Source organism: Streptomyces sp. NPDC047853, from assembly GCF_043204535.1.
GTDB lineage: Bacteria > Actinomycetota > Actinomycetes > Streptomycetales > Streptomycetaceae > Streptomyces.
Window position 1 is genome coordinate 483,628 of sequence record NZ_JBIDCI010000001.1, and the last position, 13,856, is coordinate 497,483.

The window sequence follows — 13,856 nt, forward strand, 5'->3', positions numbered from 1 at the left end:
CGTCACGGCGGCGGGGTGCCGGGACCGGGTCCCGTCCCGCCCGGCGGGCGTCCCCGGCGCGGCAGCGGTCCCGCGTCCCCGGGCAGGCGGCCCGCCTCGGCCAGGGCCCTGCGGAGCAGGAACTCGATCTGGGCGTTGGCCGAGCGCAGCTCGTCGCCCGCCCAGCGGGCCAGCGCCTCGTACACCTGCGGGTCCAGCCGCAGCAGCACCTGCTTGCGCTGCTGCGGCCGACGCTTGGGGGCCGGGCCCCCGGACGGCTCGGGCCCCTCGGGGGGCCCGGTCCCCCCGGGCGCTGCGGGCCCCTCGGGCGGGGTGGTCACTGGTAGAGCGTCCCCGTGTTCAGGACCGGCTGGGCGGCGCGGTCCCCGCAGAGCACGACCATCAGGTTGGACACCATCGCCGCCTTCCGCTCGTCGTCCAGCACCACGATGTCCTGCTCGCTGATCCGGGCGAGCGCGGCCTCCACCATGCCGACCGCGCCGTCCACGATCTGCCGCCGCGCCGCGACCACCGCGCCGGCCTGCTGGCGCTGGAGCATCGCCGAGGCGATCTCCGGCGCGTACGCGAGGTGCGTGAAGCGGGACTCGATGATCTGCACGCCGGCCGCCTCCACGCGCGCGTGCAGCTCCACGGCGAGCTTCTCGGTGATCTCCTCGGCGTTGCCGCGCAGCGAGAGGCCGTCCTCGTCGTGGGCGTCGTAGGGGTACTCGATCGCGATGTGCCGCACGGCCGCCTCGGTCTGGGTGGAGACGAACTCGATGTAGTCGTCCACCTCGAAGGTGGCCTGCGCGGTGTCCTCCACCCGCCACACCACGACCGCGGCCAGCTCGATCGGGTTGCCGTACGCGTCGTTCACCTTCAGCACGGCCGTCTCGTGGTTGCGCACCCGCGTCGAGATCTTGGTGCGCGAGGTGAACGGGTTCACCCAGCGCAGTCCGTCCTGCCGGATCGTGCCCCGGTACCGCCCGAAGAGCTGCACCACGCGGGCCTCGCCCGGCGCCACCATGTTCAGCCCGCACATCGCGAGGAAGGCGGCCAGCGCGATGACGATGCCGCCGATGATCAGTGCGGCCTTCCCGCCGGTCGAGGCGACCGCGGTCGCGCCGACGATCAGACCGGCGCCGACGAGCAGCCCGACCAGGCCCAGCAGCAGCGCGAAACCGCCGCCGATGCTGTGCGCCTGCGTCTCGCGCACCCGTGGCGCCGGCATCTGCGGCACGTCCGCCGTGACCTGCGGTGCGTCCTGGGTGTGGTGTGCGGACATGGAGGGTCCCCCGTTCCCGCCGGGCGCGCTCGTGCCGCCCGGCCGCTGTCGTCTGTCACTATCGTCTGTCTAGCTAAGTGATATCACTTTACCTCGGATCGGCAACCCTGGGCCCCTCTCGAACGTCGGTTCCTGTGGAGCGGGTGCTGATTCTCACGTCCGTACAAGGGGGGATCGGCGGCCGTTTGTCATACCTCCCGGTGTTAGCTTTCTGAGCTGACCTGAGCGACGAACCTGTGTGACACGTGAGCGAGACGTGCACACGGACGACCGAAGCGGAGCGGATCGGACCCATGGGGCGAGCGGAAGAGAGAAGAGCGCGACAGCGCGGTGGCCGCCGCGCGGCGCCGAAACGCCGCCGTTCGTCGGGCGCGGGCGGGAAGAGCGGCATACGCCGGCTGTTCACCTGGAAGAAGATCCTCGGCACCTTCTTCGGCCTCTGCCTCCTCGGCATGGGCGCCTTCATCGTGCTGTACATGGTGATCGACATCCCCGAGGGGAACGCCGACGCGGAGTTGCAGAGCAACGTCTACAAGTACAGCGACGGCACCATCATGGCCCGGGACGGCGAGCGCAACCGCGAGATCGTCGACCTGGCCAAGATCCCCAAGGACGTCCGGTACACCTTCGTCGCCGCCGAGAACAAGACCTTCTACAAGGACGCGGGCGTCGACCTGAAGGGCACGGCGCGAGGCGTCCTCAACACCCTCTCCGGCAAGGGCGCGCAGGGTGGTTCGACCATCACCCAGCAGTACGTCAAGAACTACTACCTGTCCCAGGAACAGACGGTCTCGCGCAAGCTGAAGGAACTGGTCATCTCCCTGAAGCTGGACCGGGAGAAGTCCAAGGACTACATCCTCGCCGGCTACATCAACACCAGCTACTACGGCCGCGGCGCCTACGGCATCCAGGCCGCCGCCCAGGCCTACTACCGCGTCGACGCCGAGGACCTCACCGTCGAGCAGGGCGCGTACCTCGCCGCGCTGCTCCAGGCGCCCAACCAGTACGACTGGGCGATCGCCAGCGACACCGGCAAGAAGCTGGTCCAGCAGCGCTGGAACTACGTCCTGGACAACATGGTCGAGCAGAAGTGGCTGGACGGCACCGAGCGCCGGGGCATGACGTTCCCGGAGCCCGAGGCGCCCAAGCCGGCCCCCGGGATGGAGGGCCAGACCGGCTACCTGGTCGAGGCGGCCAACGACGCGCTCAGGCAGCGTCTCGTCGAGCAGGGCGTCGCCGAGGACCTGGAGCAGGCGAAGGCCCTGGTCGACCTCGGCGGCTACACCATCACCCTGAACGTCGACAGGAAGAAGCAGGCGGAGCTGGAGAAGGCGGTCAAGGCCAAGCTCACCAGCAAGCTCGACCCCGGCAAGCGCGAGGTCGACGCCGACGTCCAGGCCGGCGCCGTCTCCGTCGACCCGAAGACGGGCTCGGTCGTCGCGATGTACGGCGGCGTGGACTACGTGAAGCACTTCACCAACAACGCCACCCGCGACGACTACCAGCCCGCCTCCACCTTCAAGCCGCTGATCCTCGCCGCGGCCGTCGACCAGGACGCCGAGACGCAGGACGGTGTGCCGATCACGTCCAACACGATGTACGACGGCACGAGCAGGCGCCCCGTGATGGACGGCGACCAGAAGGTCGGCTTCGCGCCCCCGAACGAGGACGACGTCGACTACGGCGACATCACCGTCCAGGAGGCGATGAACAAGTCCGTCAACTCCGTCTTCGCGCAGATGGGCATCGACGTCGGCATGCCCCAGGTCGTGCGGACGGCGGGCGAACTCGGCATGGAGACCGAGGGCATGGACGCCGTGCCGGCCCAGACCCTGGGCAGCATGGGCGCGAGCCCGCTGGAGATGGCGGGGGTCTACGCCACCCTCGACCACCACGGCAGGAAGGTCACCCCGGCCGTCGTGAAGTCCGTCGAGCACAAGGACCGCACGGTCGACTTCCCCGACCCGATCGGCGAGCAGGTCATCAGCCGCGAGGCCGCCGACACCGTGACCTCGGTGCTCACCGGCGTGGTCGACGACGGTACGGCCAAGCGGTCCGTGCGGGACAACCCGCTGCGCGACGGCCAGCAGGTGGCCGGCAAGACGGGTACGTCCGACAACAACAGGTCGGCCTGGTTCACCGGGTTCACGCCCGAGCTGGTCACCTCGGTCGGCCTCTTCGGCGAGGACCCGAAGACCCACAACCAGGTCCCGATGTACAAGGCGGGCGGCGTCGACCACCGCGTCAACGGCGGTGGCTTCCCGGCGGAGATCTGGGCCGCGTACACCTTCGGCGTCATGGACGAGGTCACCGAGTTCGACCTGGAGACCAAGCAGGGCAACGCGGTCGAGCCGAGCGACACGCCCACGCGGAGCGAGTCGCCGACCCGGTCGCCGAGCCAGGAGGAGACCTCGAAGGCGCCGGAGACCGAGGAGCCGGAGACCCAGGAGCCGACGACCGAGGCCCCGGAGACCGAGTCGCCGACCCAGTCGCCGTCGCAGTCGCCCTCCAACAGCCCGTCCACCGAGCCGCCGACGGGCGGAACGACCACGGAGCCGGAGGACCCGCTCTTCCCCGACGGGGACCGGCAGGAGCGGTAGCCGACGACAGGCACGCGAAAGGGCGCCCGGACCCACCGGGCGCCCTCTCCGCGTACCCGGGCCTCAGCCCCGGTTCAGCTCGAACCACACCACCTTGCCGGTGCTCAGCCGCGTCGCGCCCCAGCGCCGGGCCAGCCGGTTCACCAGGTACAGCCCGCGCCCGCCCTCGTCGGTGGCCCGCGCCTGCCGCAGCCGCGGCAGCTGCGGCACGTCGTCGCCGACCTCGCAGCGCAGCACGTCCGTGCGCAGCAGCCGCAGGGTGACCGGCCGGGAGGCGTACCGCACGGCGTTGGTGACGACCTCGCTCACCAGCAGCTCCACGGAGTCCGTGAGGTCCTCCATGCCCCAGCGGGCCAGCGCGCGCCGGGCCAGGCGGCGGGCCCGGCCGGGGGCCGTGTCGTCCGGCTCCAGGAACCAGTACGCCACGTCGCTGGGCGCGATGCCGTCGAAGCGGGCGGCGAGCAGCGCGATGTCGTCGTCCCGGTCGCCCGGCCCGAGCATGTCCAGCACCTCGTCGCACAGGGCTTCCAGGGGCGGCGGATGGTCCGGCCCGGTGAGCTGCGCGGTCGCCGCGAGGCGCTCCCGCAGCTGCTCTATGCCGGTCCAGACGTCCCGCAGGCGGGACTCGACCAGCCCGTCGGTGTAGAGGAGCAGCGTGGCGCCCGCGGGGGCGTCCAGCTCCACCGCCTCGAAGTCCACGCCGCCGACCCCGATCGGGGCGCCCGCGGGCACCCGCAGCACCTCGGCCCGGCCGCCCAGGTGCAGCAGCACGGGCGGCGGGTGACCGGCGTTGGCGACGGTGATGCGGTGCGACACCGGGTCGTACACGGCGTACAGGCAGGTCGCCATGCGGTCCGTGCCCAGGCGCTGGGCCTGCTCGTCGAGGTGGTGCAGCACCTCCTGCGGCGGCAGGTCGAGCCCGGCCAGGGTCTGCGCCGTGGTCCGCAGCTGGCCCATGATGGCCGCCGAGGTCATGGAGTGGCCCATGACGTCGCCGACGACCAGCGCGACCCGGCTGCCGGGCAGCGGGATGGCGTCGTACCAGTCGCCGCCGACCCGCGCCGTCTCCGCGGCCGGAAGGTAGCGGGAGGCCAGCCTGACGCCGGTGCAGCGCGGCAGGTTCTCCGGGAGCATCGTGCGCTGCAGCTCGTCGGCGATGTACGCCTCACGCCCGTACAGCACCGCCTTGTCGATGCCCAGCGCGCTGTGCGTGGCCAGCTGGGCGGCGACCAGCAGGTCGTCGGCCTCGAAGGCGACGCGCTCCGGGCCGCGCAGGAACAGGGCGGCCCCGATCACCCGGCGCCGGCCGCGCAGCGGCGCCAGGATGGCCCGCCGCCCGTCCGGGACGGCGAACTCGCGTCCGTCGCCCAGCAGTTCCGGCAGGGCGGCGAGGGCGGCGGGGCTGTCGGTGAAGACCGGGCGCACCCCGCGCAGCACCTCGGCGAGCGCGCTGCCCGGCCGCACCTCGCACAGCTCGGAGCCGACCGACTCCAGCTCGGAGGGCTCGGGCTGGGCCGCGGGCGTGAACCCGCTCTCGGTGTCCCGCTCGGCCGGTATCCGGTCCGTGCGCCGGAGCCGCAGCACCAGGGGGCCGGTGGGCCGCTCGTCACCGACCGGGAGCGGCTCGCGCAGATACACGAGGATCGCGTCCGCGAAGGTCGGCACGGTGGCCCGGCACAGCCCCATCACGATCTCGTCCAGGTCCATGCCCCGGGCGATCCGCCGGGTCGCGGCCCCCACGAAGCGCAGCCGGTCGCCGTCCCGCCGCATGGGCGTGGGCCGCCCGGGCACGGTGGGCTGTCCGGTGCGCCGCTCGGGTTCCGCCGGCGCGCCACGGCGCTCCGGGGCCGACGCCCCGGACGGTGTGCCGCCGCCCGGCTGGACGGGGACGCCCTCGGTGGCGGGCCGCGGGCGGAGGGGCTCCGGCTCGACGGACGGCTCGGCGCCCGGCTGGGAGTGCTCGAAGGCATCGGTGCCGGAGGCGGGCGGCGGTTCGCCGGTGCGTCCCTGTGCCGGTAACGCGGCCCCGGGGGCGCGCGGCGGCACGGGGGTACGCAGGAGCGCCCCGCGGGGATCCGCGGGGTCGGCGCCCGTCTGGGGGCGGTCGAAGGAGGTCGGGTGCTCCGTCACGCGTGTCGAATCCATCCGTCCGGGACTGCGCGCGGCGCGTGCAGTTCGTCCCGCAGAAATCCCGATACCCGGAATACGTGCCCCGGGAACGGGATTGCCGCGTGGTCAGGGGCTGTTCCTGTGTCACCGGGGGGCCGTCGGCGGCCCGTGCCCGTCTTGCCCTCGTACCCCTCGCTCACGTCCAGCCGCCCCTCGGTGACGATCGGTCAAGCACAGCGCACGCTCCGCCGGTTGCCGCTGCCGCGCGCCCTTGCGGAGGACGATCCTACGTTTCCTGCCCGGGGGCGCAGCAAGGGTCTCACGAGGACACCTGCGCGGGTGTGCGGTCCCAGTCCCCGGGCAGTGACGGTACCGCCCAGGACGGGTCGGGGCGCCAGTGTTCCCAGCCGTCGGCGTAGGGGGTGCCCCAGGCGCGGATCCCCGCCACCGCGGCGCGCCCCGCCCTGCGCACCCGTTCGGCGAGCCCGGCGTCCACCAGCCGGTCCCGCTGGGCCTGCGCGAACTCGTCCTCGTCCCGCCAGTACCAGCTGCGGTCCGGGTGGACGGAGATGTCCAGGAAGTGGTCCTCGGAGTCGACGCCGCCCGCCCAACGGGTCAGCGGCTCCTCCAGGTTCACGTACCAGTTCTTGAACCGCCAGCCCGGGTCCCAGAACAGCCACACCGACCAGGGCTCGCCGGGTCGGGCCAGCTTCAGCACGCCCGTGCCGAACCACCGGTCGCGCTGCACCGTGCGCGGCTTGGTGTAGCGCGAGGCCAGCGGTTCCAGGTGCACGGGCGTACCGTCGGCGAGCACCGGCTTCACGCACTCGGTGCCGGGCGCCAGCCACACGGCGAGCAGCTCGGCGTCGTCCCGGACGACGGTGACGGGGCGGGCGATGTGCAGGTGCCGGCCGCCGTTCTCCCGGTACCGCCACAGGATGTGGCTCCCCGGCGCCCAGTACTCCGCCCGGGCCGCCGGACCCTTCGCCTCCGCCGCCGCGCTCACCGCTTCACCGTCTGCCATGGACAGATATTAGGTGTCCTGACCACACGACGCGGGGTGATCGCGAAGGGCGTCCGCGAAGGGGGCCCGCGCGCGCGGGGAGCGGCCGGTCATGGGCGGGTCATCCGCAGCACGTCCAGGGCCTCGTCCAGCTGCTCGCTCGTCAGGTCGCCGCGCTCGACGTAGCCGCCCTCCAGCACGACCTGACGGATCGTCTTCCGCTCCGCCAGCGCCTTCTTGGCGACCTTGGCGGCCTCCTCGTACCCGATGTACTTGTTGAGCGGGGTGACCACGGAGGGGGAGGACTCGGCGTACTCCCGGGCCCGTTCGCGGTGGGCGACGATGCCGTCCACGGTCCGGTCGGCGAGCAGCCGCGAGACGTTCGCGAGCAGCCGCACCGACTCCAGCACGTTCTTCGCGATGACCGGCAGCATCACGTTGAGTTCGAAGTTCCCGGCCGCGCCGGCCGCGGCCACGGTGGCGTCGTTGCCGGTGACCTGGGCGGCCACCATGAGGACCGCCTCGGGGATCACCGGGTTGACCTTGCCGGGCATGATGGACGAACCCGGCTGGAGGTCGGGCAGGGAGATCTCCGCCAGCCCGGTCCGCGGCCCGGACGCCATCCACCGCAGGTCGTTGGCGATCTTCGTCAGGCCCACGGCGATGGTCCGCAGCTGCCCGCTGGTCTCCACGATGCCGTCCCGGGCGCCCTGCGCCTCGAAGTGGTCGCGCGCCTCGGTCAGCGGCAGCCCGGTCGCGCGGGCCACCTCCGCGATGACGGCGGCGGAGAAGCCGGGCGGGGTGTTGATGCCGGTGCCGACGGCGGTGCCGCCCAGCGGCAGCTCGGCGAGCCGGGGGAGCGAGGCGTTGAGCCGCTCGACGCCGTACCGCACCTGGGCCGCGTAGCCGCCGAACTCCTGGCCCAGGGTGACGGGCGTGGCGTCCATGAGGTGCGTGCGCCCGGACTTCACGACGTCGCCGAACTCCGCCGCCTTGCGCTCCAGGGCGTCGGCGAGGTGGTCGAGGGCCGGGATCAGGTCACGGGTGACGGCGGCGGTGGCCGCGATGTGGATCGACGAGGGGAAGACGTCGTTGGACGACTGGGAGGCGTTGACGTGGTCGTTGGGGTGCACGTCGCGGCCGAGGCGCTCGGTGGCCAGGGTGGCGAGGACCTCGTTGGTGTTCATGTTGGACGAGGTGCCGGACCCCGTCTGGAACACGTCGACCGGGAAGTGCTCGTCCCACTTCCCCTCGGCGACCTCGCCCGCCGCCTCCTGGATCGCGGCGGCGACGTCCTGGTCCAGGACCCCCAGCTCGGCGTTGACCTTGGCCGCCGCCCCCTTGATCCGCGCGAGCGCCTCGATGTGGGCGCGTTCGATGCGCTGCCCGGAGACCGGGAAGTTCTCCACCGCCCGCTGGGTCTGCGCGCGCCACTTGGCGTGGGCGGGCACCCGCACCTCGCCCATCGAGTCGTGCTCGGTGCGGTACTCGGTCCTGTCCTGCTCGTCGGCCATCGACGATCACCTCCACGTGTCACAGCGTCCGCGCCGGGACCACTGTTCCCCGTGGAGGCGAATCGTCACGGACCGGGTCAGGCGAGTCCGGGGCCGCGTACCGGAATGGACGTGAACGTGGGCGCCGGCGCGGGGTCCTGGAAGAAGTCGTTGCCCTTGTCGTCCACCACGATGAACGCCGGGAAGTCCTCGACCTCGATCTTCCAGACCGCCTCCATGCCGAGCTCCTCGTACTCGACGACCTCGACCTTCTTGATGCAGTCCTGGGCGAGCCGGGCCGCCGGGCCGCCGATGGAGCCGAGGTAGAAGCCGCCGTGCGCGTCGCAGGCGTCGGTGACCTGCTTGCTCCGGTTGCCCTTCGCCAGCATCACCCGGGAGCCGCCCGCCGCCTGGAACTGCTCCACGTAGGAGTCCATCCGCCCGGCGGTGGTCGGACCGAACGACCCGGAGGCGTACCCCTCGGGCGTCTTCGCCGGACCGGCGTAGTACACCGGGTGGTCCTTCAGGTACTGCGGCATCTCCTCGCCCGCGTCCAGCCGCTCCTTGATCTTGGCGTGCGCGATGTCGCGGGCCACGACCAGGGGGCCGGTGAGGGACAGCCGGGTCTTCACCGGGTACTTGGTCAGCTCGGCGAGGACGGCGTCCATCGGCTGGTTGAGGTCGATCTTCACGACGTCGCCGTCGGCGTCGAGCTGCTCGTCGGTGGTCTCCGGCAGGAACCGCGCCGGGTCGGTCTCCAGCTGCTCCAGGAAGACGCCCTCGGCGGTGATCTTCGCGACGGCCTGGCGGTCGGCGGAGCAGGAGACGGCGATCGCGACCGGGCAGGAGGCCCCGTGCCGCGGCAGGCGCACCACGCGCACGTCGTGGCAGAAGTACTTGCCGCCGAACTGCGCCCCGATGCCGATCTTCTGCGTCAGCTCGAAGACCTTCTCCTCCAGCTCCTTGTCCCGGAAGCCGTGCCCGAGCGCCGAGCCCTCGGCCGGGATCTCGTCCAGGTAGTGCGCGGAGGCGTACTTCGCGGTCTTCAGCGCGTACTCGGCCGACGTGCCGCCGACGACGATCGCCAGGTGGTACGGCGGGCAGGCGGCCGTGCCCAGCGAGCGGATCTTCTCCTCCAGGAACTTCATCATGGAGGACTCGTTCAGGACGGCCTTCGTCTCCTGGTAGAGGAAGCTCTTGTTGGCCGAGCCGCCACCCTTGGCCATGAACAGGAACTTGTAGGCGCCGCCGTCGGTGGCGTACAGCTCGATCTGGGCCGGGAGGTTCGAGCCCGTGTTCTTCTCGTCCCACATGGTGAGCGGGGCCATCTGCGAGTAGCGCAGGTTCAGGTTCTGGTAGGCGTCGTAGATGCCCCGGCTCAGGGCCTCCTCGTCGCCGCCCGCCGTGAGCACGTTCTGCCCGCGCTTGCCCATGACGATCGCCGTGCCGGTGTCCTGGCACATCGGCAGCACGCCGGCCGCCGCGATGTTCGCGTTCTTCAGCAGGTCCAGGGCGACGAACTTGTCGTTGCCCGAGGCCTCCGGGTCGTCGATGATGCGGCGCAGCTGTGCCAGGTGGGCGGGGCGGAGGTGGTGCTGGATGTCGTGGATCGCCTCTTCGGCCAGCTTGCGCAGCGCCTCGGGCTCCACCTTGAGGAAGGTCCGCCCGTCGGCCTCGAAGGTGGAGACGCCCTCGGAGGTCACCAGCCGGTACGGAGTGGTGTCCTCTCCCTGGGGGAGCAGATCGGTGTACGCGAACTCAGGCATCTCGCCCATTCCTCACTCGACAGACGCGCGGCTGGATTCCACAGCACGACGGCTGGCCTCCATCGGCAGCGTCCACCAGCGTAGAACCTGCCGTCGGCGGCGAGCTTGTGAGGTCAGGCTCAGTAGGCCGGCACGCGCCCGGGTGGGACCGGGTGGGACCGGGTGGGACCGTGTGGCACCGGGGGCGCGTCGCGACAAGCGCGTCGCGACAAGGTTGTCCACAGGTCTGGTCGCGATCTATCGCGTTTCGGTACGCTGCTGCCGTGGACCTTCAGAAGCACGACCGACCCCAGACCGCGGCACCGCGCGAGCCCGCACCGCGCGTCTCCGAGCTGCGCGCCTCGGACGCCGACCGTGACCGCATCGCCGACATGCTGCGCGAGGCCCTCGCCGAGGGGCGTCTCGACGCCGAGGAGCATGCCGAGCGCGTCGAGGGCGTGCTGGCCGCCAAGACGGTCGGCGAGCTGGACGTCTTCGTCCGGGACCTGCCCGCCGGGCACGCCGGAGGGCACACCGCCGCGCCGGCCGCGCCCCACCGTCCGGCCGCCGGCACCGTCCCCTCCGACCCGGACGAGAACGTGGTGGCGGTCTTCAGCAGCGCCGTCCGCAAGGGCCGCTTGCGGGCGAGCCGCCGCATCCACGCGTACGCGGTCTTCGGCAGTGTCGAGATAGACCTCAGCGAGGCCGTCTTCGAACACCAGCAGGTCGTGATCAAGGCGTTCTCCGTCTTCGGCAGCGTCGAGGTGCGCGTCCCGGAGAACGTGTCGCTGCGCGGCGCGGGCGGTGGCGTGCTCGGCAGCTTCGAGGTGGACACGCTCGACGCGGCCGACGCCGGGGCTCCCGTCGTCTATGTCGACGGCTGGGCCGTGCTGGGCTCGATCGAGGCTCGACCGAAGCGTGGCAAGCTCGTCGCGGATCTCCTGGGGCGGGTGCAGCGCAAGGTCGACGAGGGTTTGCGCAAGCACCTGTAGCGCGGCGCGCGCCGCGGTGGGAAACCCAGTGCATAGGCGCGCGCACAGCGGGTAAGCCTTGACGCATCGTCTCTCGCTCGCGAAGCCGTCGTCAGGAGTAGACCGTGCTGCAACCGCCGCATTCGTCCCTGCAGGTCGCTGCCGTTCCGGCCCAGCGGGTGCCCGAGCGGGACAGGGACCAAGACGCTCCCTGGCACACCGAGGCGGTGTGCCGGCGCGACGAGGCCGGACTGTTCTTCGCACCGTCCAAGGAACCCACCGCCGCCCGGCTCTCCCGCGAGGAGGCCGCCAAGCGCGTCTGCGCGCGCTGCCCGGTCATGGTCGAGTGCCGCGAGCACGCCCTGCTCCAGCCCGAGCCCTACGGCGTCTGGGGCGGCCTCACCGCCGCGGAGCGCCGCGTGGTGCTGGCCAGGCGCCGTCGCCGCGACCTCGAACTGAAGAAGACGGCCCGCCCCGCGGCGGACCGCATAGCCGCGGCGGGCTAGCGACCCAGGCACACAGGAAGGCACCCTCTCCGCACAGAGGGTGCCTTCTCGCATACACCGAAACCGGCGGGCCCGCCCCAGGGACGCGGGGAACTGCGCGCCCAGCCACGACACACCCGCACCCGCCCCACGACACGCACCCCCACCTCAGCGGGCGCCCCGGCCGCCCCGCACATCACGCCGCCGGGCACCGCTCCCGCCCCCCAGGGGCGCGGGGAACTGCGCGACAAGCCACGACACGCCCGCACCCCGCCCCACGACACGCACCCCCGCTTCGGCGGGCGCCCCGGCCGCCCCGCACATCACGCCGCCGGGCACCGCTCCCGCCCCCCAGGGGCGCGGGGAACTGCGCGACAAGCCACGACGCACCCGCACCCGCCCCACGACACGCACCCCCGCTTCAGCGGGCGCCCCGCAGAACCGACGGAGTCACTTCGCCCGGTCGAAGTCCACCGCGCTGTAGGCCCGCAGCTTGCTCAGCCGGTGCTCGGAGTCGATCCGCCGCACCGTGCCCGACTTCGACCGCATCACGATCGAGTCGGTCGTGGCCGTCTCGGACCGGTAGCGCACCCCGCGCAGCAGCTCGCCGTCGGTGATGCCGGTCGCGACGAAGAAGACGTTGTCCCCGGAGACCAGGTCGTCGGTGGTCAGCACCCGGTCCAGGTCGTGGCCGGCGTCGACCGCGCGCTGCCGTTCCTCGTCGTCCTTGGGCCACAGCTTGCCCTGGATGGTGCCGCCCAGGCACTTCACCGCACAGGCCGAGATGATGCCCTCCGGCGTGCCGCCCACCCCGAGCAGCAGGTCGATGCCGGTGCCCTCGCGCAGCGCCAGGATGGAGCCGGCCACGTCGCCGTCGGAGATCAGCTTGATGCGGGCGCCCGTCTCCCGGACCTCCTTGATGAGCCCCTGGTGCCGGGGCCGGTCGAGGATGACGACGGTGACGTCCTCGGGGGTGCGCCGCTTGGCCTTGGCGATGCGGCGGATGTTCACGGACACCGGCGCGTTGATGTCGACGAAGTCGGCGGCCTCGGGCCCGGTGACCAGCTTGTCCATGTAGAAGACGGCCGACGGGTCGAACATGGAGCCCCGCTCGGCGGCGGCCAGCACCGCGATGGCGTTGGTCATGCCCTTGGCGGTCAGCGTGGTGCCGTCGATCGGGTCGACGGCGATGTCGACCTCGGCCCCGGTGCCGTCCCCGACCCGCTCTCCGTTGAAAAGCATCGGGGCCTCGTCCTTCTCGCCCTCGCCGATGACGACGACGCCGTTCATCGAGACGGTGGAGACGAGGGTGCGCATGGCGCGCACCGCGGCACCGTCGGCGCCGTTCTTGTCACCGCGCCCGACCCAGCGGCCGGCGGCCATCGCCGCGGCCTCGGTGACCCGGACGAGTTCCAGGGCGAGGTTGCGGTCGGGAGCCTCTGAGGGGACGTCCAGTTCGGACGGCAGATGATGCTCGGTCATCGGAGCGCACCTTTCTGATACGACGACGGCCGGATGAGGGTATGGCCATGACTCTATCGTCAGTCCGACAAAATGAGCAGGGGGCCCCACGTATGAGCACGCCAGGCACCTGCGACGATAGGGGGCGTGGCAGGAATGAGTGGCAAGCAGAAGTCGGCCCGGGACATGATCCTCTCCCTCGGGCTCATCGTGCTCGCGGCGGGCGTCATCTGGATCTTCATCCCGCACGAAGACGGAGAGCCCCCGGTCAAGCGGGTCGACTACCGGGTCGAGCTGCTCACCGCGCAGCGCGCCGCGTCGTACCCGGTGGCGGCGCCCCAGGGCCTCTCGGAGGACTGGAAGGCGACCTCCGTGCGCTTCAAGGGCGACGACTTCGACGCCTGGCACCTGGGTTTCCGGGCTCCGGACGGCGAGTACGTGGCGGTCGAGCAGTCCACGAAGAAGGCGGCCACCTTCATCGAGGACGCCAGTCAGGGTGCGCGGGCGACCGAGCGGACCGAGGAGATCGGCGGCCGGACCTGGACCCGGTACACGGGCGGCCGGTACGACGCGCTGGTGCTCCAGGGCGCGGACGACATGAAGGGCGCGACGACGGTCGTGGCCGGCACGGGCTCGTTCGACCAGCTCTCCAAGATGGCGGCGGCGCTGAAGCTGGCCTGAGCCCCCGGCTCACGGGCGTACAGCGCTGAGCCTCCGGCTCCCCG

The 13,856-nt window shown here is 72.0% G+C and carries 11 protein-coding genes; 4 read left to right on the forward strand and 7 right to left on the reverse strand.

Features of this window, described 5'->3' with window-relative positions:
• Positions 1-2 precede the first annotated feature (2 nt).
• Positions 3-320: a hypothetical protein gene (locus tag ACGF5T_RS02315; protein ID WP_361017733.1), complete on the reverse strand. Its 318-nt coding sequence runs from the start codon at positions 318-320 to the stop codon at positions 3-5.
• Entirely contained in the window at positions 317-1,264 is a 948-nt protein-coding gene (locus tag ACGF5T_RS02320) for an SPFH domain-containing protein (protein ID WP_356604147.1), read from the reverse strand. The genes ACGF5T_RS02315 and ACGF5T_RS02320 overlap by 4 nt, the downstream gene beginning before the upstream one ends.
• 293 nt (positions 1,265-1,557) lie before the next feature.
• Between ACGF5T_RS02320 and ACGF5T_RS02325 the strand changes: the two genes are divergently transcribed.
• Positions 1,558-3,864, forward strand: coding sequence for a transglycosylase domain-containing protein (locus tag ACGF5T_RS02325; RefSeq protein ID WP_366766058.1), 2,307 nt, complete (start codon positions 1,558-1,560; stop codon positions 3,862-3,864).
• Positions 3,865-3,927: 63 nt separating this feature from the next.
• Here ACGF5T_RS02325 and ACGF5T_RS02330 read toward each other — a convergent pair whose 3' ends face one another.
• From ACGF5T_RS02330 to ACGF5T_RS02345, 4 genes are all read right to left on the reverse strand, one after another.
• Positions 3,928-6,009 (reverse strand): SpoIIE family protein phosphatase, encoded by a 2,082-nt coding sequence (locus ACGF5T_RS02330; RefSeq protein WP_356604150.1) that lies wholly within the window; start codon positions 6,007-6,009, stop codon positions 3,928-3,930.
• Positions 6,010-6,292: 283 nt separating this feature from the next.
• Positions 6,293-6,997: a DUF402 domain-containing protein gene (locus tag ACGF5T_RS02335; protein ID WP_361017738.1), complete on the reverse strand. Its 705-nt coding sequence runs from the start codon at positions 6,995-6,997 to the stop codon at positions 6,293-6,295.
• A gap of 89 nt (positions 6,998-7,086) precedes the next feature.
• Complete coding sequence (locus ACGF5T_RS02340) at positions 7,087-8,490, reverse strand: class II fumarate hydratase (RefSeq protein ID WP_366766059.1); 1,404 nt, start codon at positions 8,488-8,490, stop codon at positions 7,087-7,089.
• Positions 8,491-8,567: 77 nt separating this feature from the next.
• Positions 8,568-10,244: a fumarate hydratase gene (locus ACGF5T_RS02345; protein ID WP_366766060.1), complete on the reverse strand. Its 1,677-nt coding sequence runs from the start codon at positions 10,242-10,244 to the stop codon at positions 8,568-8,570.
• Between the two features lie 254 nt (positions 10,245-10,498).
• Between ACGF5T_RS02345 and ACGF5T_RS02350 the strand changes: the two genes are divergently transcribed.
• Both ACGF5T_RS02350 and ACGF5T_RS02355 read left to right on the forward strand, forming a co-directional pair.
• A complete protein-coding gene (locus ACGF5T_RS02350) occupies positions 10,499-11,206 on the forward strand; it encodes a DUF1707 domain-containing protein (RefSeq protein WP_366766061.1) in 708 nt (235 codons plus the stop codon).
• A 104-nt stretch (positions 11,207-11,310) separates the two neighbouring features.
• Positions 11,311-11,691, forward strand: coding sequence for a WhiB family transcriptional regulator (locus tag ACGF5T_RS02355; protein ID WP_356604160.1), 381 nt, complete (start codon positions 11,311-11,313; stop codon positions 11,689-11,691).
• A 429-nt stretch (positions 11,692-12,120) separates the two neighbouring features.
• Here ACGF5T_RS02355 and glpX read toward each other — a convergent pair whose 3' ends face one another.
• On the reverse strand, positions 12,121-13,152 hold the full coding sequence (gene glpX, locus ACGF5T_RS02360) for a class II fructose-bisphosphatase (RefSeq protein WP_356604162.1): 1,032 nt from the start codon (positions 13,150-13,152) through the stop codon (positions 12,121-12,123).
• 126 nt (positions 13,153-13,278) lie between these two features.
• Between glpX and ACGF5T_RS02365 the strand changes: the two genes are divergently transcribed.
• Complete coding sequence (locus ACGF5T_RS02365) at positions 13,279-13,812, forward strand: DUF4245 domain-containing protein (RefSeq protein ID WP_356604164.1); 534 nt, start codon at positions 13,279-13,281, stop codon at positions 13,810-13,812.
• Positions 13,813-13,856 lie beyond the last annotated feature (44 nt).

What these genes read in the sequence shown, in the direction of transcription:
- ACGF5T_RS02320 (WP_356604147.1), bottom strand. Translation starts at nt 1,264, where the DNA reads ATGTCCGCACACCACACCCAGGACGCACCGCAGGTCACGGCGGACGTG.
- ACGF5T_RS02325 (WP_366766058.1), top strand. Translation starts at nt 1,558, where the DNA reads ATGGGGCGAGCGGAAGAGAGAAGAGCGCGACAGCGCGGTGGCCGCCGC.
- ACGF5T_RS02330 (WP_356604150.1), bottom strand. Translation starts at nt 6,009, where the DNA reads ATGGATTCGACACGCGTGACGGAGCACCCGACCTCCTTCGACCGCCCC.
- ACGF5T_RS02335 (WP_361017738.1), bottom strand. Translation starts at nt 6,997, where the DNA reads ATGGCAGACGGTGAAGCGGTGAGCGCGGCGGCGGAGGCGAAGGGTCCG.
- ACGF5T_RS02340 (WP_366766059.1), bottom strand. Translation starts at nt 8,490, where the DNA reads ATGGCCGACGAGCAGGACAGGACCGAGTACCGCACCGAGCACGACTCG.
- ACGF5T_RS02345 (WP_366766060.1), bottom strand. Translation starts at nt 10,244, where the DNA reads ATGGGCGAGATGCCTGAGTTCGCGTACACCGATCTGCTCCCCCAGGGA.
- glpX (WP_356604162.1), bottom strand. Translation starts at nt 13,152, where the DNA reads ATGACCGAGCATCATCTGCCGTCCGAACTGGACGTCCCCTCAGAGGCT.